30 protein-coding genes and 1 pseudogene are annotated in these 25733 nt (G+C 62.2%); 13 read left to right on the top strand and 18 right to left on the bottom strand.

Annotated elements, in window-relative coordinates; all coding sequences use genetic code 11:
* Positions 1–420: 420 nt before the first annotated feature.
* From ABIB26_RS18640 to ABIB26_RS18625, 4 genes are all read left to right on the top strand, one after another.
* A complete protein-coding gene (locus ABIB26_RS18640) occupies positions 421–633 on the top strand; it encodes a hypothetical protein (RefSeq protein ID WP_354246486.1) in 213 nt (70 codons plus the stop codon).
* A 581-nt stretch (positions 634–1214) separates the two neighbouring features.
* Positions 1215–1895, top strand: a complete 681-nt coding sequence (locus ABIB26_RS18635; protein ID WP_354246483.1) for a recombinase family protein — start codon at positions 1215–1217, stop codon at positions 1893–1895.
* Positions 1858–2271 (top strand): response regulator transcription factor, encoded by a 414-nt coding sequence (locus ABIB26_RS18630; RefSeq protein ID WP_354246482.1) that lies wholly within the window; start codon positions 1858–1860, stop codon positions 2269–2271. Before ABIB26_RS18635 ends, ABIB26_RS18630 begins: the two co-directional genes overlap by 38 nt.
* Positions 2271–2444, top strand: coding sequence for a hypothetical protein (locus ABIB26_RS18625; RefSeq protein WP_354246479.1), 174 nt, complete (start codon positions 2271–2273; stop codon positions 2442–2444). Before ABIB26_RS18630 ends, ABIB26_RS18625 begins: the two co-directional genes overlap by 1 nt.
* A 54-nt stretch (positions 2445–2498) precedes the next feature.
* Here ABIB26_RS18625 and ABIB26_RS18620 read toward each other — a convergent pair whose 3' ends face one another.
* Complete coding sequence (locus ABIB26_RS18620) at positions 2499–2897, bottom strand: GNAT family N-acetyltransferase (RefSeq protein WP_354246476.1); 399 nt, start codon at positions 2895–2897, stop codon at positions 2499–2501.
* Between the two features lie 358 nt (positions 2898–3255).
* Here ABIB26_RS18620 and ABIB26_RS18615 point away from each other — a divergent pair, with 358 nt between their 5' ends.
* Complete coding sequence (locus tag ABIB26_RS18615) at positions 3256–3705, top strand: iron chaperone (protein WP_354246473.1); 450 nt, start codon at positions 3256–3258, stop codon at positions 3703–3705.
* A gap of 141 nt (positions 3706–3846) precedes the next feature.
* Here ABIB26_RS18615 and ABIB26_RS18610 read toward each other — a convergent pair whose 3' ends face one another.
* Together ABIB26_RS18610 and ABIB26_RS18605 are read right to left on the bottom strand one after the other, a co-directional pair.
* Positions 3847–4278, bottom strand: a complete 432-nt coding sequence (locus tag ABIB26_RS18610) for an SRPBCC domain-containing protein (protein WP_354246470.1) — start codon at positions 4276–4278, stop codon at positions 3847–3849.
* A gap of 131 nt (positions 4279–4409) precedes the next feature.
* The gene (locus tag ABIB26_RS18605) at positions 4410–4583 is read right to left on the bottom strand and encodes a hypothetical protein (protein ID WP_354246467.1); all 174 of its coding nucleotides are present in this window, start codon (positions 4581–4583) and stop codon (positions 4410–4412) included.
* A 212-nt stretch (positions 4584–4795) separates the two neighbouring features.
* On the opposite strand from ABIB26_RS18605, the gene ABIB26_RS18600 reads away from it, so the two are divergent.
* The 3 genes from ABIB26_RS18600 (at position 4796) to ABIB26_RS18590 (ending at position 6702) form a co-directional block, all read left to right on the top strand.
* On the top strand, positions 4796–4999 hold the full coding sequence (locus ABIB26_RS18600) for a helix-turn-helix domain-containing protein (RefSeq protein WP_354246464.1): 204 nt from the start codon (positions 4796–4798) through the stop codon (positions 4997–4999).
* Positions 5000–5072: 73 nt separating this feature from the next.
* On the top strand, positions 5073–5249 hold the full coding sequence (locus ABIB26_RS18595; RefSeq protein WP_354246462.1) for a hypothetical protein: 177 nt from the start codon (positions 5073–5075) through the stop codon (positions 5247–5249).
* A gap of 283 nt (positions 5250–5532) precedes the next feature.
* Positions 5533–6702 (top strand): IS30 family transposase, encoded by a 1170-nt coding sequence (locus ABIB26_RS18590; RefSeq protein WP_354246459.1) that lies wholly within the window; start codon positions 5533–5535, stop codon positions 6700–6702.
* Positions 6703–6859: 157 nt separating this feature from the next.
* Here ABIB26_RS18590 and ABIB26_RS18585 read toward each other — a convergent pair whose 3' ends face one another.
* The 7 genes from ABIB26_RS18585 to ABIB26_RS18555 all read right to left on the bottom strand — a co-directional run bounded on the left by ABIB26_RS18585 (position 6860) and on the right by ABIB26_RS18555 (position 12170).
* On the bottom strand, positions 6860–8113 hold the full coding sequence (locus ABIB26_RS18585) for an RNA polymerase sigma factor (protein ID WP_354246456.1): 1254 nt from the start codon (positions 8111–8113) through the stop codon (positions 6860–6862).
* A gap of 7 nt (positions 8114–8120) precedes the next feature.
* Entirely contained in the window at positions 8121–8540 is a 420-nt protein-coding gene (locus tag ABIB26_RS18580; RefSeq protein ID WP_354246453.1) for a YciI family protein, read from the bottom strand.
* A 389-nt stretch (positions 8541–8929) separates the two neighbouring features.
* Positions 8930–9394: an SRPBCC family protein gene (locus tag ABIB26_RS18575; protein WP_354246450.1), complete on the bottom strand. Its 465-nt coding sequence runs from the start codon at positions 9392–9394 to the stop codon at positions 8930–8932.
* Complete coding sequence (locus ABIB26_RS18570) at positions 9391–9726, bottom strand: ArsR/SmtB family transcription factor (protein ID WP_354246447.1); 336 nt, start codon at positions 9724–9726, stop codon at positions 9391–9393. The genes ABIB26_RS18575 and ABIB26_RS18570 overlap by 4 nt, the downstream gene beginning before the upstream one ends.
* Positions 9727–9889: 163 nt before the next feature.
* Positions 9890–10684: a putative protein N(5)-glutamine methyltransferase gene (locus tag ABIB26_RS18565; RefSeq protein ID WP_354246445.1), complete on the bottom strand. Its 795-nt coding sequence runs from the start codon at positions 10682–10684 to the stop codon at positions 9890–9892.
* A 301-nt stretch (positions 10685–10985) separates the two neighbouring features.
* Complete coding sequence (locus ABIB26_RS18560; protein ID WP_354246443.1) at positions 10986–11537, bottom strand: pyridoxamine 5'-phosphate oxidase family protein; 552 nt, start codon at positions 11535–11537, stop codon at positions 10986–10988.
* 138 nt (positions 11538–11675) lie between these two features.
* Positions 11676–12170, bottom strand: a complete 495-nt coding sequence (locus ABIB26_RS18555) for a winged helix-turn-helix transcriptional regulator (RefSeq protein WP_354246440.1) — start codon at positions 12168–12170, stop codon at positions 11676–11678.
* Positions 12171–12261: 91 nt separating this feature from the next.
* Here ABIB26_RS18555 and ABIB26_RS18550 point away from each other — a divergent pair, with 91 nt between their 5' ends.
* Both ABIB26_RS18550 and ABIB26_RS18545 read left to right on the top strand, forming a co-directional pair.
* Positions 12262–12840 carry a dihydrofolate reductase family protein gene (locus ABIB26_RS18550; RefSeq protein WP_354246437.1) on the top strand — a complete coding sequence of 193 codons (579 nt, stop codon included), beginning with the start codon at positions 12262–12264 and terminating at the stop codon, positions 12838–12840.
* Positions 12834–13673 carry an MBL fold metallo-hydrolase gene (locus ABIB26_RS18545; protein WP_354246434.1) on the top strand — a complete coding sequence of 280 codons (840 nt, stop codon included), beginning with the start codon at positions 12834–12836 and terminating at the stop codon, positions 13671–13673. Before ABIB26_RS18550 ends, ABIB26_RS18545 begins: the two co-directional genes overlap by 7 nt.
* 678 nt (positions 13674–14351) lie before the next feature.
* On the opposite strand, the gene ABIB26_RS18540 is transcribed toward ABIB26_RS18545, so the two are convergent.
* From ABIB26_RS18540 to mmuM, 4 genes are all read right to left on the bottom strand, one after another.
* Positions 14352–15827: an NCS1 family nucleobase:cation symporter-1 gene (locus tag ABIB26_RS18540; RefSeq protein ID WP_354246431.1), complete on the bottom strand. Its 1476-nt coding sequence runs from the start codon at positions 15825–15827 to the stop codon at positions 14352–14354.
* Between the two features lie 53 nt (positions 15828–15880).
* Positions 15881–17314 carry an amidohydrolase family protein gene (locus ABIB26_RS18535; protein WP_354246429.1) on the bottom strand — a complete coding sequence of 478 codons (1434 nt, stop codon included), beginning with the start codon at positions 17312–17314 and terminating at the stop codon, positions 15881–15883.
* A 107-nt stretch (positions 17315–17421) separates the two neighbouring features.
* Positions 17422–18066 carry a GntR family transcriptional regulator gene (locus tag ABIB26_RS18530; protein ID WP_354246427.1) on the bottom strand — a complete coding sequence of 215 codons (645 nt, stop codon included), beginning with the start codon at positions 18064–18066 and terminating at the stop codon, positions 17422–17424.
* A 774-nt stretch (positions 18067–18840) separates the two neighbouring features.
* The gene (mmuM, locus tag ABIB26_RS18525) at positions 18841–19809 is read right to left on the bottom strand and encodes a homocysteine S-methyltransferase (protein ID WP_354246424.1); all 969 of its coding nucleotides are present in this window, start codon (positions 19807–19809) and stop codon (positions 18841–18843) included.
* A gap of 307 nt (positions 19810–20116) precedes the next feature.
* On the opposite strand from mmuM, the gene ABIB26_RS18520 reads away from it, so the two are divergent.
* From ABIB26_RS18520 to ABIB26_RS18510, 3 genes are read left to right on the top strand one after another with little or no spacing between them, the layout of a single operon-like run.
* Complete coding sequence (locus ABIB26_RS18520; protein ID WP_354246422.1) at positions 20117–20566, top strand: hypothetical protein; 450 nt, start codon at positions 20117–20119, stop codon at positions 20564–20566.
* Positions 20563–21315, top strand: a complete 753-nt coding sequence (locus ABIB26_RS18515) for a cyclase family protein (protein ID WP_354246420.1) — start codon at positions 20563–20565, stop codon at positions 21313–21315. Before ABIB26_RS18520 ends, ABIB26_RS18515 begins: the two co-directional genes overlap by 4 nt.
* 31 nt (positions 21316–21346) lie before the next feature.
* Complete coding sequence (locus ABIB26_RS18510; protein WP_354246417.1) at positions 21347–22123, top strand: IclR family transcriptional regulator; 777 nt, start codon at positions 21347–21349, stop codon at positions 22121–22123.
* On the opposite strand, the gene ABIB26_RS18505 is transcribed toward ABIB26_RS18510, so the two are convergent.
* From ABIB26_RS18505 to ABIB26_RS18490, 4 genes and pseudogenes are all read right to left on the bottom strand, one after another.
* On the bottom strand, positions 22120–22917 hold the full coding sequence (locus tag ABIB26_RS18505; RefSeq protein ID WP_354246414.1) for an IclR family transcriptional regulator: 798 nt from the start codon (positions 22915–22917) through the stop codon (positions 22120–22122). The genes ABIB26_RS18510 and ABIB26_RS18505 overlap by 4 nt on opposite strands.
* Positions 22918–22954: 37 nt before the next feature.
* Positions 22955–23419: an alanine racemase C-terminal domain-containing protein gene (locus ABIB26_RS18500; protein ID WP_354246495.1), complete on the bottom strand. Its 465-nt coding sequence runs from the start codon at positions 23417–23419 to the stop codon at positions 22955–22957.
* 24 nt (positions 23420–23443) lie between these two features.
* Positions 23444–24006, bottom strand: a pseudogene (locus ABIB26_RS18495) (alanine racemase); the annotation flags it as partial.
* A gap of 192 nt (positions 24007–24198) precedes the next feature.
* A complete protein-coding gene (locus ABIB26_RS18490; RefSeq protein ID WP_253032272.1) occupies positions 24199–25638 on the bottom strand; it encodes an amino acid permease in 1440 nt (479 codons plus the stop codon).
* Between the last annotated feature and the right edge of the window lie 95 nt (positions 25639–25733).

The raw sequence follows: 25733 nt of genomic DNA, 5'->3' as shown, positions 1-25733 counted from the left end.
CGGCGTCGTCCTTGTACTTCTGGCTATACCTCTTACGGTCGGTCATTGTGAAGAAGGGCTCCTAACAAGCTGTCTCACAAAACCATACGGCCGCACAGGCTGTACCGGCACTACGGGCTCGCCCGACCCACCTACGCTGACGCCCTCACCGGTACGGCGGCCACAACAACTCCAGCGGACGCCGAAGGCAGCGCCACCGGCACGCAACCCGCCCAAGGCCGGCTACGCAAATACGTTCCACAAAAACATCACCCTGACCATCCAACCGCGATCCGGTGACTCCTGGAGATAGCCATGAACTGCGGCGACATCGCTCCCTCCGCTGTTCATGGATCCGGTCGTCCGGTCCGAGTCTCCCGGGGTTGAGCGAACAGGCCTCACAGCCTTTGCAGTTTCGCGGTGACGTGGGACGATCCGATTATGAGCGAAAACGAGGAAGCGGGCCTGCTGCGGCCGTCGCCCCGCGAGGTGGCTGAGGCCGTACCGCACCCGGGCACGCCGACTACGCGGGAGCTGCGCACAGTGGGTCAGCGGCGCCGTGACGCTGAGTCGAAGCTGGAGCAGCATCTGCAGGTGGCACGGCACAAAAATGAACCACACGACGGGCACAGTGAGCCTGCCGCTGCCGGCTAAGACGCGCCCATCCCCCGGCCGCTGCCTTCAGGATCTGTCTGTGGGGTCTTCAGGACCTATGCGTGGGGTCTTCGGTTGGTGGTCCTGGATCCGGGACGACGGGCCCCGGACCCGGTAGCACCGGGGATGTCGGGTCAGGTGAACCAGGACTAGGGTCAGGAACCGGTTCCGGCGCCGCGGGCGATGTCGGGTCCGGGGACCCAGGCGCAGGAACCGGGTCTGGTGGAAACGGTGCGGGTTCGCGTTGCGGCGGAATGGTCATAATGTTCCCTCAGCTTCTGCGGGCTCCGGATGGTGGCCTCAGCCTACGGCTCTCCCTATTCGAAGAACAGAGCGTACGAACACTCTGAACATATTCTGAGCCGTGACCTTTCGAAAACCGAGCCTGGCGCACCGGACAAGAGCCGCTAACAGGATGAAATCACCATCCCACATCCTTGGAACCGGGACACCCCCGGTGGGACACTTCCCCACTGATCGGGATCTGCGGAATGCCGCGTAACCTGGCTGTCTCGGAAGTTGTCCCGAAAGTCCCGCAACAATGACCCGTCACAGCCACAACATTCGGTACGGTTCCAGGCATGGACATTGGCTATGCGCGCGTCTCAACAGCGAAACAGGATCTGGCCCGGCAGCTGGACGCCCTGGCGGCCGCCGGCGTTGATCCCGCACACATTCATGTCGATAAGAAGTCCGGCGCCACCACGGACCGCCCAGGGCTCCAGGAAGCATTCCGCCATGCCCGGTCCGGCGACGTTCTCATCGTCCATACCCTGGACCGGCTGGGACGGGCCGTCAAAGACACCCCGAACCTGATCCATGACCTCCGGGAACGCGGCGTCGGCGTCCGGACCCTGGCAGATCCCCTTGCCATCGATACCTCCGAGCCGGACGGGCCGATGAGCGAGCTGGCATTGGTCATGCTGGCACTCTTCGGGCAGATGGAACGAACCTACGCGGCCGAGCGCGCTGCGCACGCGCGGGCGGTGGCCACGGCCAACTGCCGGCGGACCGGGCGGCCGTCCGTGGTCGATGCTGACAAGCTCGAACACGCTGCGGCTCCGGGCCAGCGGTTCCTCCCTCCGGGAGATTACCGCCAAGACCGGCCTGAAACGCACCACGCTGTACCGGCGCCTGCCCCCACGCTCCCCCGCCCCAGGGACCGATGTCGCTCACAGGGAGGACCGACCCATAGAATGGTGAGGAATTGGCCGGGGGGACCACATGAATTCACGCGGGATTTGCCTTGTCATCGAAGATGACCCGGATATCCAGGGCCTGCTCTGCCTGATCCTCTCCCGCGCCGGCTTTGAGGTCCACGCGAAAGCAACCGGAGCGGCAGGCCTATGCGCGGCCGAGAGACTGGATCTGGCGCTGATCACTCTGGATCTGGGCTTGCCTGACCTGAACGGCCACGACGTGGCGCGCGCCATTCGGAAGCTTTCAAAGGCTCCGCTACTCATGATCACCGCCTCGGCGGAGACCGCTGATGAGCTCGACGGCATCGCCGCCGGTGCCAGCTCCTACCTGACCAAACCCTTCCGCCCTGTACAACTCAGGACACTGGTGCAGGAACTGTGGCCGCCGCTTTCGCCTGTCACCACGCCAGCGCATGAGGGGATCAGGGGTGACGACTGATGCCTGACCCATCAACTCTTGCCTTTGCCCTGACATACACAGGCACTCTCACAGTGGCGTTACTGATGTTCCTCGGCCAGTTCGCCGTCTTCACGGTCCTCTTGACCCTTGTCGGAACGGGCAGACTCATGGTCATTTCGATGCGGGCACTCCAGCGCCAACGTTCCGACTGACGCTGCACGACGCCAGTAGCAATGGCGGTGTTTGCCGTTCCGTTTACGGAACCCCTAGCGGACGCCAACGGGTTCCTCGGATCTGCGATGCAAGGCCAGCGCCATAAGCACTTCGTCTCTGTCCCCTGACGGCAACCGGAGGGCCGCGGGCCATCGTCCGATTTCGCGCCAACCGCACGACTGGTAGAAGCCCTCGAGGCCCATACCTGCCCGCAATTCGAGGTGCAGCTGTTCAAGTGCGAGATCCTCGGTCGCCGCCCGGGCTACCTCGTCCATGAGTGCGCGCCCGACGCCGCAGTTTCGGAATTCCAGGGCTGTCTGGACCCGCAGAACTCGCGCCCAATGAGCTGTGAGCTCGTTCGAATTACCGGCCAGGAGCAGCCAGCCGGCCAGTTTGCCATTCACCGTAGCCAATAGCATGCGATTTACCCGCTGGTCCAGGGACCGGACCATAGCGTCAACCGAAGATTAGACTTGCTCGTCAGAAACCAAGGGAAGGGAAAGCCCACCGCACCCCCGGCGTTGGACACCTCCCGCCAACACTCCAGAAGCTGATCCCGTACGCGGGGCCCGACCATAGATGGGGTGATCAGCCAGGACATTTGAAGTAGTTCCGTCATGCTCAGAGTCTTGCAGAGGCCTCAGGGGGCCACCTGCACCTCGCTGTTCCATAAGCCGAAGGGTGAACGGTGCACTCAGGGGGATTGTGCTCTGAGCAGGAATGAAGAAGCGCCGAAGCGCGGCCGGGCATAGCCTGTTTACAGAAGGCGGCGGCGACCAGCTCCGCGCAACACAAAAGGGAGAGCGAAGAATGCCCACCAAGAATGCCAAGTCCGAATCCGCCGGCTTCTCAGCAGAGGAGCATGCCGCGATGAAGGGGCGCGCTGCGGAGTTGCGCGCCGAGGGTAAGCAGGGCGCCAAGAAGGCGGATGGGCTGCAGGCGGTCCTCGAGAGCATCGCGAAGATGACGCCGGAAGATCGCGTGCTCGCCGAGCGCGTACACATGGCGGTGGTGACGAATGCGCCGGGGCTGCTGCCGAAGACCTGGTACGGGATGCCGGCCTACGCGAATGCGGACGGCAAGGTCGTTTTCTGCTTCAAGAACGCGGGTAAATTCAACGCCCGTTACTCGACCCTGGAGTTCCAGGACGCTGCTCACCTCGACGACGGCGAGATATGGCCGGTGTCGTACGCGCTTGAAAAGTGGAGCCCAGTGGTGGAGAAGCAAGTCGTCGAACTGGTGAAGGCCTCGATCTCCTGACGACGGCTCGACCGCCGTATCCGTGGGCAACCGCTTCGGACGCCCAGGCCCAAGCTAGCAGCGTCCGGCGTAGAGGTCACCGGCAGTTGACGGGTGCCCGGAGAGGAACGCTGAACGGGCTTCCGGGACCGGCAATAATGCCTAGTCTCGCTCAGTGACCGTCTTCACGCCCTTCACAAGGTTGTCCCACATACCCTTCGAGTGCTCGGCTCCTTCAACGCTCGCGTTGTTATCCTGCGACAACGTCAGCTCCGTCATGCCGGCCTCACCCGCCAGTGTCCACGTGAGCGTGTGGTAATTCTCTGGCATATCATCCTGGCCGCTCAGCGGACTGAAATGCGTGTTCACGAGTCGCCGGCCGGGGTCGAACTCGAGGACCACACCCTTGTCCTCATACTCCTTACCTTCCCAAACGCCGCGCCAGACGATCGGGGCGCCGATTGTCCAATCGGTCTCGACATCCGTGCCGAACATGAACTCCTTGATCGCGTCACGGTCGGTGAGTACGGCCCACACCCGATCTGTAGGCGCATCGATCGTGATCGTCGAGGTCGCGACATACTTCCCAGTCATTTGCCTTCTCCTACTTCCGGATCCGGTGGCGTCCACCCTCATTGGCCCCTACGGTATCTTGAACGAAGGCGATGGAACAGAGTCGCGCAGCACCTGGCCGCCCTGTTGTCAGCGAACGCCCGGAGGGCAACTCAGCCGAAAGCCAACTCGCCGTCCTCATCGATACGCCAGCCAGGATTGTGCGCGATTTCCCAAACAATGCCGTTCGGATCTACAACGTGACCGTAGCGGAGGGCCCGGTCTGCAGACACCAGAAGCTGTGTGCGGCTCTCAAGCGTCACCGCAAAATCACGAAAAGGTTCCAATACCACATCAAAGTGGCAGCGTTTGGACGCCGGACGGCAGTTCACGCCGTAAGAACGTTGGTATTCGCCGGAATGGCGGTGATTTTCACGCGGCAGATCGTCATGAAGTCGTTAGCTTCCTCTTCTGTCACATCAGCCCCGCTGGCCCCTACAGTTGCAGAAAGGCTGGCCGCAACCAAGCGCCACGCCAGCGGTGAAGGAACGGTGGGGAGATGTCCGGAGGAAATTCTTCAAGGGTCACATATCTTACGGTCTCCGATGTGGCTGCCTGCCTGAACGTTTCGAAGATGACCATCTACCGGCTGGTGCGCTCCGGTGCGATGCCCGCCGCGCGTTTCGGGCGCTCCTTCCGCGTCAGCGAAGCCGCCGTCGACCGGTACGTCCACGACGCGGAGATACCCGGGCCGGAAACTTAGGACCGGCAGGCAGAAATCACGCGCTCCGGCAAGTCCGCTACCAACATTTCAGTGCCAGAAAAAGGGGAACACCATGTCCAGGAATCCTTTTAGAATCGGCGACTACGTTGTCGCGGACGAGCCCTTCAATGGACGGATCGAGGGAGTGGTCATGGCCATCAATGGCCGCTGCCTGGGCCTGCTTGCCACAGGCGGCCCGGGCGACCACTACATCTACTACGACTACCGGACCGTGACCCTCCCGAACTGAGGAAGCCCCGGCACCAAATGGCGGCAGCGGCCATGGGCGTCGCACCTTCACCTTTAGGACAATGGGCCCGGGCGCCCCAGTACCACCGGGGCCTCTTCTCCTGCCCGCAGCAACTCCACCGTCCCATAAGCCGGTCGCCCAGCGGCGCAACCTCCAGTGGGAGATTTCGGATCTTGATTGTCATTTTTCGACTCGACTGCACAGAATGTTCGAAGTCGTCTGCACCGCCGCCCTGCCCGGTTGGGGAACCTTGGGTTCTTGCGGTGATTGCAACACTTAGCGGATGGGTGTTGTCATGGCGGGGTATTCGATTTATCTGAGGCCGGATCTCTTGCAGGTCTTTTGGGCCAGGATGCAGGCCGGTGATTTCATCACGGACGCTGTTCTGCCGATCAATACGAGCCGGCGTACCGGGCGCCGGGTCCTGGTCGAGGCGGGCGGGGTCAGGCCCCGGCGGGGCCGGGATCTGAAGGGCCGGTGTTTGACCTTCGGTCAGCGTGAGGAGATCGCGGTACTGCGCGCCCAGGGACGTTCCCTGAGGGCGATCGGCACGGTGATAGGCAGGTCGGCCTCCACGGTTTCCCGGGAACTGCGCCGCAACACCAGGGCCGGATCCGCCTACCGGGCGACCTCGGCCCACGCGCTGGCGTATGAGCGGGCCTCGCGGCCGAAACCGGCGAAACTGCACACGAACACCGTGCTGCGTGCGAAGGTGGAAGAGGACCTGAAAAAGAAGTACTCACCCGAGCAGATCGCAGGACGACTCCGGGTTGAGTTCCCCGATGAGCCGGAGATGAGGGTGTCACCCGAGACGATCTACCAGTCCCTTTATGTGCAGTCCCGCGGGGCGCTGAAGCGTGATCTGACCGCGTGCCTGCGCACCGGACGAGCGGTCAGGCAGCCCTGCCGCAAGGCCGGCCAGCGCAAGAACCGGATCCCTGGAATGATCAATATCTCCGAGCGTCCTCCCGAGGTTCAGGACCGGGCCGTGCCAGGGCACTGGGAGGGCGATTTAATCATTGGCAAGGGAAACCAGTCCGCGATCGGGACCCTCGTGGAGAGAACCACTAACTACACGATGCTCGTTCATCTGCCGGATGGATACAAAGCAGAGCAGATGCGTGATGCGCTGGCCGCGAAGATCAAGACGCTCCCCGATGCGCTGCGGCATTCTCTGACCTGGGATCAGGGCATCGAGATGCAGGACTGGAAAAGCGTGAAGATCGACACCGGCATCGAGATCTACTTCTGCGACCCGCACTCGCCCTGGCAGCGCGGCATCAATGAAAACACGAATGGCCTGCTGCGCCAGTATTTCCCCAAGGGCACGGACCTGGGCATCCACAGCGCGGCAGACCTCGACTGGGTTGCCCAGGAACTCAACGACCGGCCGCGCAAAAGACTAGAGTTCAGGAAACCGATCGAACTGATCGAAGGACTCCTGTTGCAATGACCGCCTGAATCCGCCAACGCTCAGCGGGACGGCCGGTGAGGATCGCCGCCAGGTCTGTGCCGGCTTTTGGTGGCATCGGCGCTGGCGATCGTGTCATGCAGCCCGGGTAACGACTCGTGGGGTCTTCGTGCGTCGTGGGGTCCGGAGGCGGCCACCCTTACAGTCGGCTGACGCCGTCGACCTTGCGCTCGAGCGCCGCGCGTTCGGCGGCATTCCCGCACAGCTCAGCGGCCGCTAGGAGTTCGGCCCTGGCCTCGTCTCGACGACCGAGTCGCGTGAGCATCTCGCCGCGGATCGAGGGGAGCAGGTGCGAGCCGGCCAGTTCGCCCCGTGACGCGATCGCGTCGACCAGCATGAGCCCCTCAGCTGGACCGGAGGCCATCGCGACCGCGACGGCACGGTTGAGTTCGATGATGGACGAGGGTGTCAGCTGTCCGAGGGCTTCGTAGAGGATGACGATCCGCTGCCAGTCGGTCTCTGCAACAGAACGAGCCACCGCGTGACACTCGGCGATGGACGCCTGCAGGCCGTACGCACCCAGTCCACGTCCGGCCCCCACGGCCCGCTTCAGTGCCGCACGTCCGCGCCGGATCGCCGATTGGTCCCACAGCCGCCGGTCCTGGTCCTCCAAAAGCACCGCGCGGCCGGACGCGTCGAGTCGGGCTGGAAATCGGGCAGCAGTGAGTTCCAACAGCGCGAGCAGCCCGAATACCTCAGGCTCCGGCGCGAGCCGCACCAGCACGCGGGCCAGCCGGCGCGCTTCGCCGGCCAGATCCGTGCGGATCCACTCCTCGCCGCCCGAGGCGAACGAGCCCTCCGTGAAGATCAGGTAGACGACCTGAAGCACCGAGCCGAGCCGCTCGGCCACCTCCTGCCGTTCGGGCACAGCGAACGGCACCCGCGCGGCGGCCAGCGTCTTCTTGGCGCGCGTGATGCGTGCCTGGATCGTCGCCACCGGCACCAGGAACGCCTTGGCGATCTCTTCGCTGCTTAGTCCGCCGACGACCCGCAGCGTCAACGCGATCCGCGCCTCCTTCGACAGCACCGGGTGGCACGAGATGAACATCAACCCGAGCACGTCATCGTCGATCGCGTCGGGGTCAAAAAGCGCGTCCGTTCCGGGCGTCGAGCCCTCAAGGCCTCGGGCGAGGAGGGCATACCGTTCGTCGCGTGCGGCGCGCCGCCGGAAGGCGTCGATGGCCCGACGGCGGCCTGTGGTGAGCAGCCACCCTGTCGGTTCGGACGGCACGCCGTTTACGGACCAGGAGACGAGCGCCTCGGCGAGGGCTTCCTGCGCGAGATCCTCGGCCAGCGAGAAGTCGCCCGTGTATCGGGCGAGGGCGCCGACGATGCGGGCAGCTTCCATCCGCCACACCGCCTCGACGGCGCCCCGCGCCTCGGTCGTGCTCACCGCCGGGTCAGAGCTGTGCGGTCTGCTCGCGCCAGGCGCGTTCCTTCTGGATCCACTTGTTGTCCTGCGGGAACTCGTCAACCGTCGTCACGCGGCGGATCTCGGTCTTGCTGCCCGCCGTGAGCGGTGCCCGCTTGGCCCATTCGACGGCTTCCTGCTTCGACGCGACATCGAGGATGTAGTAGCCGCCGAACAGTTCCTTGGTCTCCCCGTACGGGCCGTCGGTGACGACCGGCGTTTCGCCGGTGAAGTCGACGACGACGCCCTCGTTCGGATCGTCCAGGCCTTCGGCCGCCAGCAGTACGCCGGCGCGGATCAGCTCGTCGTTGAATTTGCCCATGCTCTCCAGGATCTCCGCGAAGTCTGTGTTCGCGAAGTTCGCGAACGATTCGTCCGTCGCGCGCATAATCAGCATGTACTTGGCCATCTGATACTCCTTGGTTTTGGAAGGTCGCCCTTCGACCTTCTCACCCACAGGTCGAACGGCGCGAGGCCAGATCGACACAAGCCGAAAAATTCTTTGATTGCTTCCGAGCCGGACGGTTTGCCACCGCAGGATCAACGCTAGCCTGACCGGCTGTGACCGTATTGTCCAGGACGCGCAGTGTTGAGTCACACCGCCCGTAAGCCGGTGGACAACCCGGACACTTTTCACGTGAAAACTCTCCAGTGGAGCGAATCCTGGGGATCCGTCGATTTTCGACGGCCGAAGTGTCCCGTTGAGAATGGCGGCTGAACAATTGCCGCCGCTGTCACGTGCGTGTCGGGTACCGCGGGATCTGGAGGTCTCCGGGGTTCCCTATTCGTGCTCCGTCCCTACCTGCTGTTGCGGGTGAGGTAGGCCTCGATGCGGTCGAATGCACCCACCCAGGCTTCGGCCTTGAAGAAGTCGCGCATCTCGACGTTCGGGAAGCCGCTTTGCACGACGGTCATCAGGGTGTCGCTGTCCTGCTCCTCGAAGGTGATCTCGATCTCTGTCGTCATGGTCATACCGTCCGGGCTGCTGCCGGTGGAGGTGGTGACGAGCCGGTGCGGACGGTCGATGAGCTTGAACACCTGCGTCTCGCGGAACAGCTCGCCGCGGTTGGGCCCCCACACGGCTGTCTGCTCGCCGCCTACGCGGAGGTCGACCTCGATCTCCACGATCCCCGGCTCGGCGTCGAGGATGCTGAACCAGATCTTCTGCTTTTCGGCGTCGGTGTAGGCGTCGAAGACCTGCTCCGGTGTGGCGGGGAGGAGGCGTGTCACTGTCAGTCCGATGGTCTCGGTTGTGTCGGTCATTGGTCTGTTCCGTTCTGGAGGGTGAAGTAGGCCTCGAGGCCGTCGAGTCGGCGTTCCCAGAGTCGTTGGTAGAGCGTGATCCATTGCATGGCGTCGTCCAATCGCTCCGTGCCAAGCCGGCATTCTCTCGATCGGCCGATTTTCGCCGTGGTGACGAGGCCGGCGTTCTCGAGCACCTGCACGTGCTTCTTGAGCCCGGTCAGTGTCATGACGAAGGGCTCCGCCAGCTCTCCGATCGTCGCGGGTCCTTCCCCGAGCCGGGCCAGGATTCCGCGGCGCGTCGAATCGGACAGAGCCGAGAACACCCGGTCGAGAACCTGTTGCTGAACCATGAAGTTCACTATATGACACTGAACCGATTTGTTCAATGATGCGACAACGGCGAACGGCCGCCACCTTGTGTGCCACAAGCCGAACCTCCAGCAGGCACAACAGGCTCAGCCGGCTCTTCTGGAACACGATAGTGCAGAGTTCATAGCGGGCCGCTCTGTCACCTTAGGAGCATGGCCTCGTTCCGATGACGACGGTGGCATATAGCTCCTCGGAAGTGGCTATCCGCGGGATCAGCCCGCCGTGTTCGAACAGCTCAGCGGTGCGTGGTGCCTGGTTTTCGCTAGCCTCAACGAGGAGGTGGCCGCCCGGCGCGAGCCACCGTGCCGCGTCTGCGGCCACTCGCCGCTGAACGTCGAGTCCGTCCGGGCCACCATCGAGCGTCACACGTGGCTCGTGCAGGCGCGCCTCCGGAGGCATCGTCTCGATCATTTCGGTGGGCACGTAGGGCGTGTTGCAGAGCAGGATGTCGATGCTTCCCCGCAGTGCATCGGGCAGTGGCTCGAAGAGGTCGCCCTCGTACACGCGTCCGCCTTGAGCGGCCAAGTTGCGGCGGGCACACGCCACCGCGGCAGGCTCGATATCTGCGGCATACACCTCGATCCCGCCTACCGCTGCGCTCAGCGCGGCACCCAGCGCGCCACCGCCGCAGCAGAGGTCGAGTACGACGGCCCCCGGCGCGGTGAGGGCGGTGGCCTCATGGACGAGGAATTCTGTGCGGCGGCGGGGCACGAAGACGCCGGTGTCCACAGCTATCCGCAGACCACAGAATTCAACCCAACCAAGGATGTGTTCAAGTGGAAACCCGGCCATTCGCCTGTCGAGCATCCTTGCCAGCTCAACAGGAGTGGCGCCGGCCGAGAGGAGAAGCCGCGCCTCGTCTTCGGCGAAGACACAGCCCGCGGCTCGAAGTTTGGAGACGATAGCTGATTCTGGGAAAACTGATTGAGAAATTGACATAAGAGCGCCTTTCGGAATGCCTATCGGCGCTCTCCGCGTCACCCCTGTCGGGTCATCCGCTCGGTCGCGAGAAGAGAGCACCCGACCTGGTCTGTAGCGGTAATGGGTCTCACCTCCTCGGTGTATATCTTGCAGAAGCCCTCATGCTAGCTGATCCGAGCTCTGAATTGCAGCAGTAAGTGGCGGCCTTTTCGCAGCGCTAATTGGCACCCTGGTGTCCGTAAGCCGATCCGCGTGCGTTAGCGATCACGTCCTTCGAGACCGGGGCCGGTCGCGAGGGACTCGCCTCCCCGGGGGCCGGCTATACCTCGGCAGGGAATCCGGGCAGACCGTCGATGCTCCGCGCGTTCCTCCCGGCGCGGTACTCGGCCATGCCGTCCGCGCCTTTCTTCTCGGCCTGCAAGCGGAGAAGGTCACGCTCGCCGGTCATTTCCATGACGGGGACACCCCAGCCGCACGAGTCGCTGATGCGGGTGACGTCTACCGTGATGACCGCTCGGGTGCTCGGGTGCTCGGGGTGAAGTGCCACTACCTCTTCGAATGTTGCCTCACCCGGAAGGAACACCGAGCCTCGACCGTGTAGGCGAACGATGCGGGGACGGCTACCGAACGAATTGAACATGAGGCACACGCGGCCATTTTCTCGGATGTGTGCGATGGTCTCGACGCCGCTGCCGGTGTAGTCGACCCAGCCGACTCGGTGGGCGCCCAAGACAGAAAACGAGTCGTGGCCGCGGGGGGACATGTTTACATGCCCGTCTGCTCCAAGGGGCGCGGTTGCGACGAACCACATGGGCTGTTCCTCGATCCACGACTTGAGGTTCCTGTCGATGGAATCGAAGATTTTGGCCATGGTCAAAGCATAGTCCGTCGGATCGGGCCCGCTCGGCTCCGTCCCGATAGAGGATCCTTGAGCGGACACTCGAACGAAGTCAGCGCTTGGCCACGGCTTCGATGGCGATTGAAGCGGCCAGCACGACATGCAGGTCGGTCACGATGGTGTCGGATCGGATGCCGCGGCGTAGGCGGCGTCAAGATGCTCAAGCGGTCCAGGGCCGTCGTGGGGCTTTGGCGGGGCGTTGAGGTGGCGAACGCGGAGCTCGTCCATGAGCTCCGCAATGAACGCCGGACCCCCAATGCGCATGAGTTGCTGCCGGCTCCGGAGCTCGGGGCTGCTTGAACGCCAGTCGAGACCCCAGTTCCCGAGGGCGAAGATGATCGGAAGAGTCTGGATGCCAGCTTCGGTGAGGCTGTAGCGAGCGCGTTGCCCCCGGGCGGCGGTGCCCCGGGTGAGTAACCCCGCCTTGACGAGCCGGACGAGGCGGTCGGCGAGGATGTTCGAAGCGATGCCCTCAATCGATCCAGTGAGCAACGCCCGGAAGTAGCGGCGGTCAGCAAAAATAACGTCGCGCAGCACGAGCAACGACCAGTTATCTCCGAGCACCTCGACGGCTGCGTTGATCGGGCACCCGGACCGTGGTTCCACGATTCCTCCTTGACAGGCATTTTCTTCTCAGTATAGTGGTTGCAAAATGCAACCACTATTAGGAAGAGGCGATGATGGGCCGCTTCGTCTATTGGATGAACGTGTCCCTCGATCTGCGGATCGAGCAAGTTCCGGGGACAACGGCGCGGGTGAGTGGCTGCGCATCAGCGAGGAACTGCACCGCGAATTCAACGCACGGGCACGGGCTCTCGCCCTGATGGTCCACGGACGGATCTTCTACGAGACGATGGAGGAATATTGGCCGCGGGCACCGGGGGACGCGTCGCTGCCGGACGTCTTGCGTGAGTACGGTCAGATCTGGACCGCCAAACCCAAGGTGCTTGTCTCCCGCACTCGCGGCAGCGCCGACCACAACACCCGGATCATCGGCGGAGACGACGCGATCGAGCAACTCGCCGACCTCCGGTCCCGGACAGACGGTGCCATTGGTGGGGGCGGCGCGGCACTCGCGACACAGCTACTCCGGGCGGGTCTGCTTGATGAGCTGCTGCTCTTCACCCATCCCGCGATTCTCGGCTTCGGCAGGCCGCTATTCGACGACTACGACATGCCGATCGAGCTCGCCCTGCTCGAGCAGCGATCGTTCGAGCAGGGCGTCACGATGCACCGATACGCCATTCGAGATGAAAGTGAGGCCAGCCCGTGCTGAGACATGTCACGGAGGGTGTGCTAATCCACGAGAGCGAGTTCTGCCAGAGCAACGCCGTTGTTGTGCAGGGTCGGGCTGGCGTGTTGCTCATCGACGCCGGAGTGCAGGACAACGAAATGGCCTGCCTCGCAAACGACCTTCACGAATTGGGCCAGACCGTTGTGGCAGGATTCTCGACCCATCCGCATTGGGATCACCTGCTCTGGCACGCCCGGCTCGGCGCGGCGCCCCGTTACGGGACGGCCCGCTGCGCGGCCACTGTCCGAGATCGGCTGTCGGACCCGGGTGCGAAGGCCCGCATCGCGGCGCTGATACCGCCGGACATCGCCGAGCTGGTACCGCTGGGCCTGCTCGGCCTCATTACCGGCCTGCCCGCCGACACGGCGCAGATTCCTTGGGACGGCCCGGATGTCCGGATCATCGAGCATCAGGCGCATGCCCCGGGGCACGCGGCGCTGTTGATCGAGGAGCGCGGAGTCCTCATCGCCGGCGACATGCTTTCCGATGTCCTGATTCCGATGCTCGACCTGAACAGCACCACCGACCCGATCGAGGACTACCTCACCGCGCTGCGGTTGCTCGATGACGTGGCGGGCGACGTCGATGTCGTGGTCCCGGGCCACGGGTCCGTCGGCGGAGCCAATCAGATGAGCGCACGGATCGACCAAGATCGGGCGTACGTGCACGCCTTGCGTGACGGCAAGGATCCCAGCGACCCTCGGATTGGTCCGTCTGCCAAGCTCGGCTGGGATTGGGTGAGCAATGTGCACACAGGGCAACTGCAACGCCTGCGCCAGCGCCAGCGAAACGAGCGCGGCGGGACACCCGATTAATCATGTCAAGTATTTCTGGCACCGGGTAGAGCGGTTGGTATGACCCAGGCCGTGCTGTTCAGCTGTCCTTGAGCCTGCGTCCGCCGGGGAGTTTCTCTCCCCTTCGATGGCCTTCGCCAAGAATGGCTCCACGTCTTGTCCCCTTCGGCGTAGCTAGTCGCCCTGTAGGCGGCTCGCGCCCGGTTGCGGAGCGCGGTGCCCATGCCCGTCGCAGGTGAGTCAGCTACATTTCGTGATGGCCGGAGCACGTCACGATCAGAAGCGGAATATCAGCCCCGGACCTGGCAGCTCCGTTATCGCACAAGCCGGTCCCCAACCGCGACACCGCCAACATGCTTCCAGTGCGCCAAAAATGTCATTTTCCGAAGTCGCCTGCACGGAATGTTCGAAGTCGTGTGCACTGCGTCTCGCCGGGCACTTTAGTCGAAAATTTGAGTGCGGGAGTGTTCAGTCGCCGATGTGGGGACGCCCCTCCAGCTCGGATTGAAGCCGGTGAGTGCCATGCTCGACCGGGGCGGTATCGGGTTGCTAATGGGGGCTGGAGCTGCGCGAACGTGAGAAGCGAAGAGAGCCGGGACAACCCAGTGTCCCGGCTCTCTGCTGGTTAGGCCTCGATTGGTTATCTCAAATAGTCCCGGACATATCTCTCGAGGCGGTAGAAGGGGGGCGTTCAGCTCATCACTCTGCCGGCTCGAGCAGTGCTTCTGCTTCCGGGACGACCGTGGAAACTTTCTTCTGGCCGCCCATTGCGAAGAAGTAGCCGAATCCTGCGGTGACCAGTCCTACAGGCCAGGCAAAGGCTGCGACTGCACCAAGCGCTGGCACGAGCGCCATTGTGGCTGCTATGGCCGCCGTCGGGACGAACACGCCGATGGCTTTCGGGTTGACTCCCTTCCGGAAGAAGTATTCTCCGTCTTCATCGGACCGGTAGAGATCCTTGATGTTCACAATGCCGCGGTTGATCAGGAAGTAATCGGCGGCCATAATTCCAAACAGCGGTCCGAGGAAGGCGCCCAGGCCGCCGAGGAAGTAGTTGACGACGACCGGGTTGGAGTACAGGTTCCAGGGCATGACGAGGAGGGCAAGCACTGCGCTGATGATGCCGCCGCGTCGGAAGTTGATGTGCTTGGGCCAGACGTTGGCCAAGTCGTAGGCGGGGGACACAAAGTTCAAGACGACGTTCACTCCGATCGTGGCCACAATGAACATCACTGCGCCGACTACCAGGATGAAAGTATCGGGTACCTTAGCGAGGATCAGCGCGGGGTCGGTGATGGCTTCGCCGAAGGCGACAACCGTTCCAATGGTCATGGTGATGCTGATGGCAGCGAATGCCGCGAAGTTCACAGGGATTCCCCAGAAGTTGCCGCGGACAACCGACTTCGCCGATTTCGCGAAGCGGGTGAAGTCGCAGTAGTTCAAGAGCATGGTGGCGTAGGTAGCGACGAGGAGGAAGGCGCCGGTCAGTACGCCCCGGAATGCGTCGCCCCCTGCTAGCGGGTTGATTGAGAGGTCCATGGGGATGTTCCACCCTGCCAGGCTGAATAGCCAGATCGCCATGCCGAGCATTACGGCCCAGACAATGGGCCCGGCCCAGTCTTGGAAGCGGCGGACAGCTTCCATGCCGCGGGTGATGACCAACAATTGCAGGATCCAGAGCAGGATGAAGCAGGCCCATCCCAGGAGTGACAAGCCAAGGAAGCTTTGGTTCTGCCACTGCTGCAGGTCAGGATCGATCCTCAAGAGAAGGACGACGACGGCCATTGAGGCCAGATAGGTCTGGATTCCGTACCAGCAGATGGCGATGACGGCTCTGATAAGGGCGGGGATATTGGCGCCCCAGATCCCGAAGCTGATGCGTGCCATGACAGGGAAGGGGACGCCTGTTTGTTGGCCCATTTTCCCGGCCCAGTTCATGCCGAAAAAGAGGATTGCGGTGCCGATCAGGATTGCTGCCAGAACCTGCCAGCCGGTGAGGCCGATTACGAACAGGCCCGCTACGAACGTGTATGTGCCGATGTTGTGGATCGCCGACATCCAGACGGCAAAGAAACTGTATGAGGTCCATTTCCGCTCCGTTGCGGGGGCAAGGTCCTCGTTGTAAAGCCGGCCCGATGGATCGAGCGCGGCCAGGGACTCGTGGCTGCTTTCCATGATGACTCCTTGTCAAACACTTCGGTGGTTTCGGTTTGGGTGATGTGGTTTTGTTAGGCGGTTTGGTTCACGGCCTCGCGTTTTGCCGGGGCTGCGATGGTTTCCCGGAATCCTTGGCGCTTGATGAATCGGCCGACGGGCCCAGGGTCGTGGAAGCCGATTTCATCAAGGACGATCCGTCCGGCTGATACCACGAGCTGCGGCCAACCTCGCAGGGCCTTCCCCTCGAACGGGGAAAAGTCGGTGCCCACGTGCAAGGCTGTGCCTGTAACGGTCCTCACTTCAGCGGGATCGACCAGAACAAGGTCGGCGTCGAAACCGGGTGCTACGACGCCCTTTCCCTGGAGAGCGTTGATTCGAGCTGGGCCAGCGGCGAAGACCTCCACGAAGCGCTCAGTACCGTGGCCCTCTGGCGAAACCATTGATGTAAAGGTGACCGGCATCCTGGTTTCGACACCAGGGAGCCCATGCGGCATCTGCCGGATGTCGTCACTGCGTTCGAGTTTTTGTGACAGGTCGTAGCAGGAGTGGTCGGATGCGACGGTGTGGACGGCACCGGTCAGCACCCGTTCCTTTAGTGCTGCGACCGTTTCCGCGCTGCGCATCGGAGGGCAGCACGCGTACCATTCGGGAAAGTCTTCGCCATAGACGTTTTCGTCCAGTGTCAGATAATGCGGACAGGTCTCCGAATAGGCGGTGAGCCCGTCCATTCGGGCTTCGGTCACCAGGTCGACAGCTCCCGGGGTGGACTGATGGACGAAGTACACCGGCGCCCCGGTGTACTCGGCCATGGCAAGGGTTTCTTTCACAGAGATTTCTTCGGCGAGCTCTGGCCGAGTCCGGTGCAAGTGGCGTATGCCTATGTCACCTGTGGCTACGTGCTCTGCCGTGCAGTCGGCGATGATCGCGTCGTGTTCAGCATGAATGTAGGTGAGCCCGTCGAGCCGGACCATTTGCTTCATTACCCGCAGGATGGTGTCATTGTCCGCCATCGTTGAGCCGCGATTCGTTGTGTACATCTTCACGGACCGGATTCCCATCGCGGCGAGCTCTTCCAGCTGTGCTGGCACTGTTTCGTCCCACCTGACAACGGATGCGTGCAGCCCCACGTCGCAGCGCGACTCGCGGGCCAGGGCGATCTTGTTGCGGGCTGCTTCCAGAGGGGTTTCGGAGTCATCCCGCGGGATGCCGAAGTCAATGATTGTGGTCGTACCCCCCCCCCAGAGTGCGGCCGTCGACGTGACTGCGAAATCGTCGAGGGTGCGGTGCTTACCAGCAACTTGGGCGACGTGACAATGGCCGTCCACCCCGCCGGGGAGTAACAGGCGCCCGCGAGCGTCGACAGTGGTGGATGCATGTGGCACCCGATGAGCGGCGTCAACGAGTTCCGCAATCTTCCCGCCCCTGATGACCACGTGTGCGTTCTTGCGGGCGTCGGCGTTGACGACCGTCGCATTGGAAATGACGAGATCTGGCAGATCTTCCATTGGATGTCCCTTCTGTGGGGTTCTTTTGTCCGCCACGTGGCGATTTTTGGGTGCACTAAGTAGAGGGCCGGCCTGCTAATGGCAGGGACCGTCCCGAATACCCGGGGTCAGTGGTGCAGGTAATAGTCCTTGCGGTACTTCTGGACGTGTTCCCTGGACGCGGCGCCTGCGCGGTCAGGGTCGCCGCTAGCGATGGCTTCGTAAAGTCTGCGGTGTTCCCGTATCAGCTCAGGAAGATCAGTTGCGTGCCGGAATAGCCAGTGCATCCGTCCTTGGAGTGGCTCCAGCGCAGCTCGCAAAAACTCGTTTCGCGCGATCGTCGTGATGGCGTCGTGGAACTGATTGTTTGCTGCATGGGCTTCGAAGATTGATCCCGTCGCTAGGCAGTTTTGCGCTGTGTCTAGGAGAGAATTCAAATGTGTGAGTTCTGGGCGGGTGGCCCGTGCGGCTGCCAGTTCGCTCGCCAAGACCTCAAGTGCCAGTCTGACATCGAACAGGTCGGCGACCTGCTCGGGTGTCAGGCTGCTGACCACTGTTCCCCGCGAGTTCGCCCGGTCGCTAACGAGTCCTTCCTGCCGCAGCATGCGCAGGGCCTCTCTAACCGGCAACCTGGAGACGCTGAACTCATCCGCAAGGTCGCGCTCGACAAGCCGCGTGCCCGGAGCATAGTGGCCCTCGAAGATCCGGTTGCGGATCGCATCACGCACGTTTTCGCGCAACGGCCGATCATCAATTCCTGCTGAAGTGTCCATGATGTTTACCTCTGATTAGGGTTCGAACGGGGGGATTGGTCATCACCGGGCACGAAGGTCATCACCGTTTGCCGGGCCAGTATGTGAGAGGGGCAGCAGAGCTGTCCTTGGCCTAAGTTATGAGCGGAATCCGTTTTGGGATACCTTATTGGGATACGTTCTTGGGATCCCAAAATCAGTGTGAGGTATCACACTTGTCGACGTCAAGACTTTTTTCTTGAAGCCGTCCGCAAAAGGTGGACCCTAGCCGCCTCAAAGATGATGCCGCCGGCTATTGCGCTCTGCTCTAGGGTGCGGAGGCAATGCCTCTGGACGCCAATGGAAATCCGGTTAGATAGTGACCCTCCACGGGACAGAGTTGAAGACATCGGTGGCCGTCGCCCCACCCCGCAGGAGCTCACCGGCGACATGCGCTTCCGCATGACGGCAAGCAAATCGCGGATGCCCGTGGAAGTCGAGTTCCTGTGAATCAAACTCGGCCCGCCACGGACAAGATGGTGTAGGGCATCGAAGCTCGCGTTCCCAGAGGGGCCACTGCCGTGCCAGCACTGTCATTCATCCTTGACATACCTCAGTCTCACAAACGATCGTATTTGAGATGCAGGAGGCCGCGGACATCCGGAGCGTCTGGGTAGCCACCCCCGACTTGAATTCGAAGCAGCCCTGAGCCCGCACCTCAAGGTGGAAGTTCCGCTCCCCTGCTATTGCCTTCCCTCGAAGACACATCCCAAGAAATCCAAAGGCCAGATTCCGCACTGCCCCCGGCAGATTCTGTCAGCGATTTGCTGTCAGCTTGGCCACTGCGGCAATATCGTGTGGCGTCGTTCGACAGCACCCTCCAATGAGCCGGGCCCCGAGGTCACGCCAGATGGGTGCTTCGTCCGAGAGGCCTAGGGGCCTCCTGCTGTCCCGGTCCGCAGGCCTGTCCCCGGTTTCGACCGGCCCCCAGGTCTTAGTGACTGGATCATAGCTTTCTCCCGAATTCGGATATGCGACCAGTGGTATTTTCGTGGCTTCACCCAAGGCCTTGAGCGCTGGTGAGACAAGCTCCAGCGGCACACAGTTAACGCCGATCGCCACCGCGAGCGGCTGCTCCCTGCAGAGCTCGGCCATCTGGGCAAGCGGTGTACCGTCGCTGATGTGGCCGCCGTCCCGCAGTGTAAACGAGAGCCACGCCTCGACGTTGAACTCTTTCATAAGGGCCAACAGTGACTGGGCCTCCGGCAATGAAGGCAGCGTCTCACAGGCCAAAAAGTCCGCCCCTGCATCCACCAGCGCTGAAATTCGGGGCCGATGGAAGTCCAGAAACTCATTTGGGCTGAGCCGGTAGTCGCCTCTGTATTCCGAACCGTCCGCGAGATACGCGCCGTAGGGTCCGACCGATCCTGCAACCAGCAGGGGGCCCGCGTCGGGGTTTTCGACCAGATACTCGCGACGCGCATCGTCGGCCAGGTGCGCACTCAACGCCACCAGTTCCATGGCTTCTTGCTTGCTAAGGCCGCGCCGCGCATATCCCAAGGTCGTGGCCTGATAGCTCGCCGTTGTGGCAACCGAGGCTCCTGCGCGGAAGTAGTCGAGGTGTACGCGTTTGATCAGGTGGGGCTGCTCCAGCAGGACTTTTGCCGACCACAAAGGGTCGTCCAAGTCGCAGCCGTGCGCTTCAAGCTCGGTGGCGAGTGCGCCGTCCAGGGTCAGGTTCGCTCCGGCGTCGAGCATGCGGGAGAGGTCAGTGGTACTGGGCATCGTTTAGGACTCCTAAGCACTTCGGTTGGTCTTTACTGCTGGGCGACCGCTCCGGCTCGCGGTCCGACACTGCCAAGTAGCACAACGTGTAGTGCCAAAAGCGCTGTGCAGCAGGGCCTGTACGTGACCGCGAGCTGGTCTTTGGTCACCGGTTTGATGGTTCTCATTCGGGGCGTGCCGAAGCGCCACCCAACAGTCATTCTAACGATGTGCGGAATAAGCATTTTTAGATGCTTGTAATGATCATCACACTATGTCACCATGGCATTCGAAGCACGTTTGCGAACCGCTCAGGAAGAGGCTTCCCTTGAAGATAGAAATGAAATCAGTGCGTAAGCTCCGTGTGCATTGGCCGGTAGCGTCGGAAACCTTCTCGCGGCTCGCCAAGGGCGATGCGGACGCATTTAGGGATGAAGCGGGAATAGCGGCCCTGCTTCAGGCTTTGTCGGAGTCCCCTGATCTCGGGGACTTTGGTAACTACAGGCACGTCTTCGAATCGGGTTTGGGTTTCGAGGGGTTCACCTGCGCGGAAGGGGCTAAACCTACTCTGGGGCAGGTGGGCCAGCGGACCATTTCGCCGACCCTGGTCCTCACGACCTATTTCGATGCTCTTCTCGACGACATTGCCGTGGAACGCTTCCTGCAGCGCATCGTGGACATCCACCCATGGGAGGTACCGGTGATCGAACTGACGGGGCCACTAAGTGTCTCCTGCACTGCCCTTCCGGCCGTCTTCGAGAGTGCCTCCGCATCATGATTGAAGCCACGACGACGCGATTTTGGGACGGTCTGGAACCACTTCTTGGTGGAAGGTCATTTACCGACCTGACGCACGCCTTCCACCCTGGCCAGCCGCGTTTCCCGGCCTTCCCCGACGAAGTTAGGGAGACTTTGTTCGATCTGGAGAAGGGGGACGGTTTCACCGCTCACCGATATTCGATAGTCGGCCAATGGGGAACACACGTTGATCCTCCCTCGCATTTCATCCAGGGCGGACGGACCTTGGACCAAATACCGGTGGAGGATATGGTTCTTCCGATGGTCATCCTCGACATCACCGCGCGGGTGAACGCAAGTGCGGACGCCACTCCCACGATGAAGGACGTGCAGGCATGGGAGAGCCGCAATGGTGTCATCGTCCCAGGGGCATTTGTGGCGTTGCGGACAGGCTGGAGCCATCATTGGCCCGATGCCTGCGCTATGGCAAACAGGGATGAAGGAGGTATCAGCCACACTCCGGGCTGGTCGCAGGAAGTCCTCTCTTTCCTGGTCGAGGAGCGGTCGGTTACTGCTGTCGGGCACGAACAGACGGACACGGACCCGGGGATGGCTACGTCCCGTCAGGATTTCAGCCTGGAAACCTATGTCTTGGCGCAGAACCGGTGGCAGATCGAGCTTATGGCGAACCTGGAAGGACTTCCCGAAGCAGGCGCGGCCCTGATTGCGAGTTGGCCCAAGCCCTTTCGAGGCAGCGGTTTTCCTGCCCGGGTCTTCGCCATTCACTAAGACCATTCGTCCGTTGACTAGAATCGGATCCATGTCTAAGACATCCAGCATGGGTCGGGGAATTATGGCTGTCCTGGCGGTCGGCTCCCGCAACGCCGGAGGCCTCGCGGGCGGAACGGTCGCTGATATAGCGGCAGATCTGGGCAAGGACAGAAGCCAGATATCGCGCAGCCTGCGCACGGCAGAGCAGGAAGGGTTTTTGGCGCGCGGAGACCATCGCTTCTACACCTTGGACTGGTCGCTCCTGACGGACGCTCAGTTGTTGACAGAACAACGGCTGCAGAGCGACGGTTTGACCGCCTTGGAGGGCTTGGCCGGCGAAACTGATGAAGGCTGCTTCCTTGGAGTTCTGAGCGGAGACAGTACCGTCACCATCGGTGAGCGTGTCCCGGCAAGTAGCAATATGGTCGGTTCTTGGCTGGGCCGCCCCTACCCGGCCTTCTGTAGTGATGCCGGCCAGGCCCTGCTCTGGGAAGCGTCCGACGCCGAGATCCGAACCGTTTTCTCAGGCGTTGCCTTCGTGCGGCATGGCCCCAATACTCCGCATGACGTGGAGGACTTCCTCTCCCGACTGCGCAGGGCGCGGGAACGTGGGTACTCGGTTGTCGATGAGGAAGCCGAGCCAGGACTTTATTCCCTGGCCGTTCCGATTCGGGACTTCAAGGGCGATGTGGTGGCCGCGTTGCAGGTCGTGGGCGCCAAGACTCGCTTGGAGCCGCGGCGGGAATTCTGCGCCACGACTCTCCTTTCCTGGGGAAAGTGGCTGGAATCGACGCTGGGATACGCGTTGCCGCAGAACCCGCTCTAGCTGGCAAGGCCCTTCTGGCCAGCGTCGCGATCGCGGCCTTCGTGGGACCTCAGCCGTTCGGCCGCAGCCGTGAGGGCCTTAGCAATGTCATTGGTGTTGGATTTGATCTCGACCCGGCAGCCCAGGACGCTGAGCGCGGCCAGAATGGATCCTTCGGCGCCGCGGACGGGAACGGCCAGCTCGTAGATTCCGTGCTCGAACTCTTCCTCGGCGACGATGAAACCCCGCGCCCGGTCCCGGTCCATCAGTTCAGCGACTTCCTTCGGCGAATGCGCCGCTCCCGGGCCGCCCACTCCGATGAAGTTGACGTCCTGGAGGAGGGCTTGAACGGCAGGCTGCTGGTCGTCCCACAGTAACGCCCGGCCGGACCCGGTACACCATACGGGCGTCACCATGCCGGGTTTCACGAAACTGCCGGGTACTGCGTCGTTGCTGGACGCCCGCAGGAGAATGACGCGGAAACCCTCGCGGACGGAAACTCGGGACCTTAGGCCAAAAGAAGCCACCAAAGCCTCGAGTTCGCTTCGTGATTCACGGACCCAGCCGGTATTCAACGCTGCGGCCAGGCCGAAAAAACGTGGGCCGGTTCGGAACGGGCCGCGGTCAACTCGTTCCAGCAAGCCGAGCTCGCACAGTTCTTTCGTCAGGCGGGAGACACGGCTTTGTTCCATGTCCAGCTCGGATGCGAGCTGGGAAACACCGAGAAGCTGTCTGCCGCACTTCTCACGGTTCGCGACCAGCCGGACTATCGCAAGTCCCTGGGCCATGGATGACGCTTCCGAGGAAGAATCCACGCTCGATGCTCCTTCCAACCGATAACTACGCCTATTCTCACATGTCTGCAGCGTTGACCAGTACGCGGTTTCCTTGCGCCCACACGGTGTAGAGATCCGCGAGTATTGCCGAATTTGCCGCTTCGAGATCTGATGGGGCGATTTCTGCGCGCTTCTGTCGACCGAAAAGCACGACTTCGTCTCCTGGGGCGACGTCCGCCACATCGGTGACGTCAACAACCACGGAATTCATCGAAATGATGTCGATTATGGCAGCGCGACGACCGCGAATAAGCACCCCGCCCTGGCTGGCCAGTGCCCGCCGGTAGCCGTCTCCGTAACCCGCTGTCACTGCCGCCAGCCTGGAGTCCCGGTGCAGGGTGCGGGTTAGGCCGTAGCCGACCTTAGTTCCAGCTGCGTAACTGTTGATGGAAGCGACCCGGGCTTTGAAGGCCAAACACCTTTGGAAGTCCCCTGCTCTCGGATCGGAGTCGCCATAGAGGACGGCCCCGGCACGGACCATGTCCAGCCAGGAACCGCGCACGTGCAGAGCGGCATAGGAATTGGCGCAGTGGAGCAACACATCCTCCCGGGAAATTCCCGTCTGTTGGAGGAGCATCAGCGCCTGACCTTGAAAGCGCTGAAGTGCAGCTTCGATGTGTCTGCTGTCGTCTTTTGGAAAATGAGTCATTATTCCGGCCAGTTGAAGCCCCCGGTGGCTGACGATCGCAACCGCGGATGCCCGGCCAAGTGTGGACGAGACATCGAGGCTGTGCCTGCTGATCCCGGAAGAGTTGATGTCGAGGTGGATGCGACCACCTTCCCTGCGTCGGTGGCGATCTTGTGTATTTCCCACGCGCTCTGCGGGTCTGCAATAAGTTCTTCAATGTCGTGGCGCAGGCCGGCCTTGATCTCCTGCGGCGCCGCGGCGCGGACGCGTAGGATCCGGCCTTCAAAACCGCAGCGGCGTGCGGTGTCTGCTTCCTCGTTGCTTCCTACTCCGATGAAGGGAACGCCCAGACGAACGAGGAAGGGCAGGAGGAGGTCAGCTCCGTGTCCGTAGGCATTGGATTTGACGACCGCGCACAGGAGCGCCCTGTCATCGATCATGGACGGGAGGTTGCGGACGTTTGCCTCGAAAGCGGCGCCGTCAATCTCCAGCCAGCTGCCGACGTCCTGGACCGGGCTGCGCACGTGCTGCATCGGGTCTTGTGAGTTCATGATCCATCCGTTGGACAGCTTCGTGGCCGGGGAAGAGAATTCCCGGCCACGAAGCTGAGTTGTTGACGGCTGATGCTGGCTTTAGGACAGCTTGTTTGCGCGCGCCTTGCGTCCGTACTTGAAGTAGAAGAAGGCGTAGCAGGCGCCAACGAAAGAGACTCCGAAATAGAGGGCTGCTACCTGGTTCGGGTCAAAGGCGATGCCGATCAGCGAGATGGCGCATAGCGAGAAGGCCAGGATCGGCACCAGCGGGAACAGCGGAGCTTTGTAGGGAAGGGCAGCGACGTCGCCACCGTTCCTGACGAAGGACCTTCTGTGGAAATAGTGCGAGGCCGTGATGGACATCCAGACCCCGACGACGGCGAAGCCTGCCACCGAAACCAGAGCCAGGTATACCGTTTCAGGGGCTACGACGCTGCTGATGAGTGATGCCAGGCCTCCGAGCATGCTGACTGAGAGCGCGACCATGGGGATACCGCGTCGGGTCAGCTTCTTCAGAACCCGGGGAGCGTGCCCCTCATCGGCAAGGGAGTAGAGCATCCGTGCACAGGAGAAGAGACCGCTATTGCCGGCGGATAGGAGTGCGGTGATGATGACGAAGTTCATGATGTCCGCGGCAAAGGGAATGCCGATGGATGAGAAGACCGTCACGAATGGGCTTTCATCCAGTCCGGCCTGCTCGAACGGTATGGTGGCGGCGATGACAGCGATGGCCCCGACAAAGAAGATCAGTAGACGGATGACCGTGCTGCGCATCGCTTTAGGGATGTTGGTGGCGGGGTCGGCGGTTTCACCCGCCGCCACGCCGATGAGTTCAGAGCCGGAGAAGGCGTAGAACACTGCCAGTGCGGTGACGAGGACGCCGGTGAAGCCGTTGGGGAAGAGGCCACTTGAGGTGTTGAAGTTCTCAAACATGAACGGGTGATTGGTCCCCTCACTTAGCGGGTGGACGCCGAACAGCGCGGCGCCACCAAGAACAATGAGGACCACGATGGCGCCGACCTTAACGATGGCAAACCAGAACTCGGATTCGCCGAAGAACTTCGAAGAAACGGCGTTCAGGCCAAAGAGGACCGAGGCGAAGATGACGCACCAGATCCAGACGTCAACACCCGGAAACCAGCGCTGCATCAGGAGACCGGAGGCTGTGAACTCCGATCCGATGGCCACAGCCCAGCAGAGCCAGTAGAGCCAGGCGGTTGTGAACCCGGTGGCCGGCCCAATCGACCTCGCCGCGTAGATATGGAAGGCCCCTGAGACCGGATATGCGATAGCCAGTTCGCCGAGGCACGCCATTACCAGGTAGACCACAAAGGCGCCGATCAGATAGGCGATGACGGCCCCGAGCGGTCCGGCCTGGGAAATGGTGTAACCCGAGCTCAGGAAAAGCCCGGAGCCAATCACACCACCCATGGCGATCATGACAAGGTGCCGCGCCCCCATGGACCGCCGGAGCCCGGAATCGGTCGACGGGGCAATCGTGGGCTGTGGGTCTAGCTGGACAAGTGATGAGGGTTCCATGGTTTCTCCCAGGTGAGCGGACATGTCTGATGCGAAAGATGCGCACATTGTCCCGGAGTGGGGGGACCAGGGCGCCTCGAGCCGTGAAGTGGCGG

The organism is Arthrobacter sp. UYEF20 (genome assembly GCF_040546335.1).
Taxonomy (GTDB): Bacteria; Actinomycetota; Actinomycetes; order Actinomycetales; family Micrococcaceae; genus Arthrobacter.
This window is presented reverse-complemented; position numbering and strand designations above follow the sequence as displayed.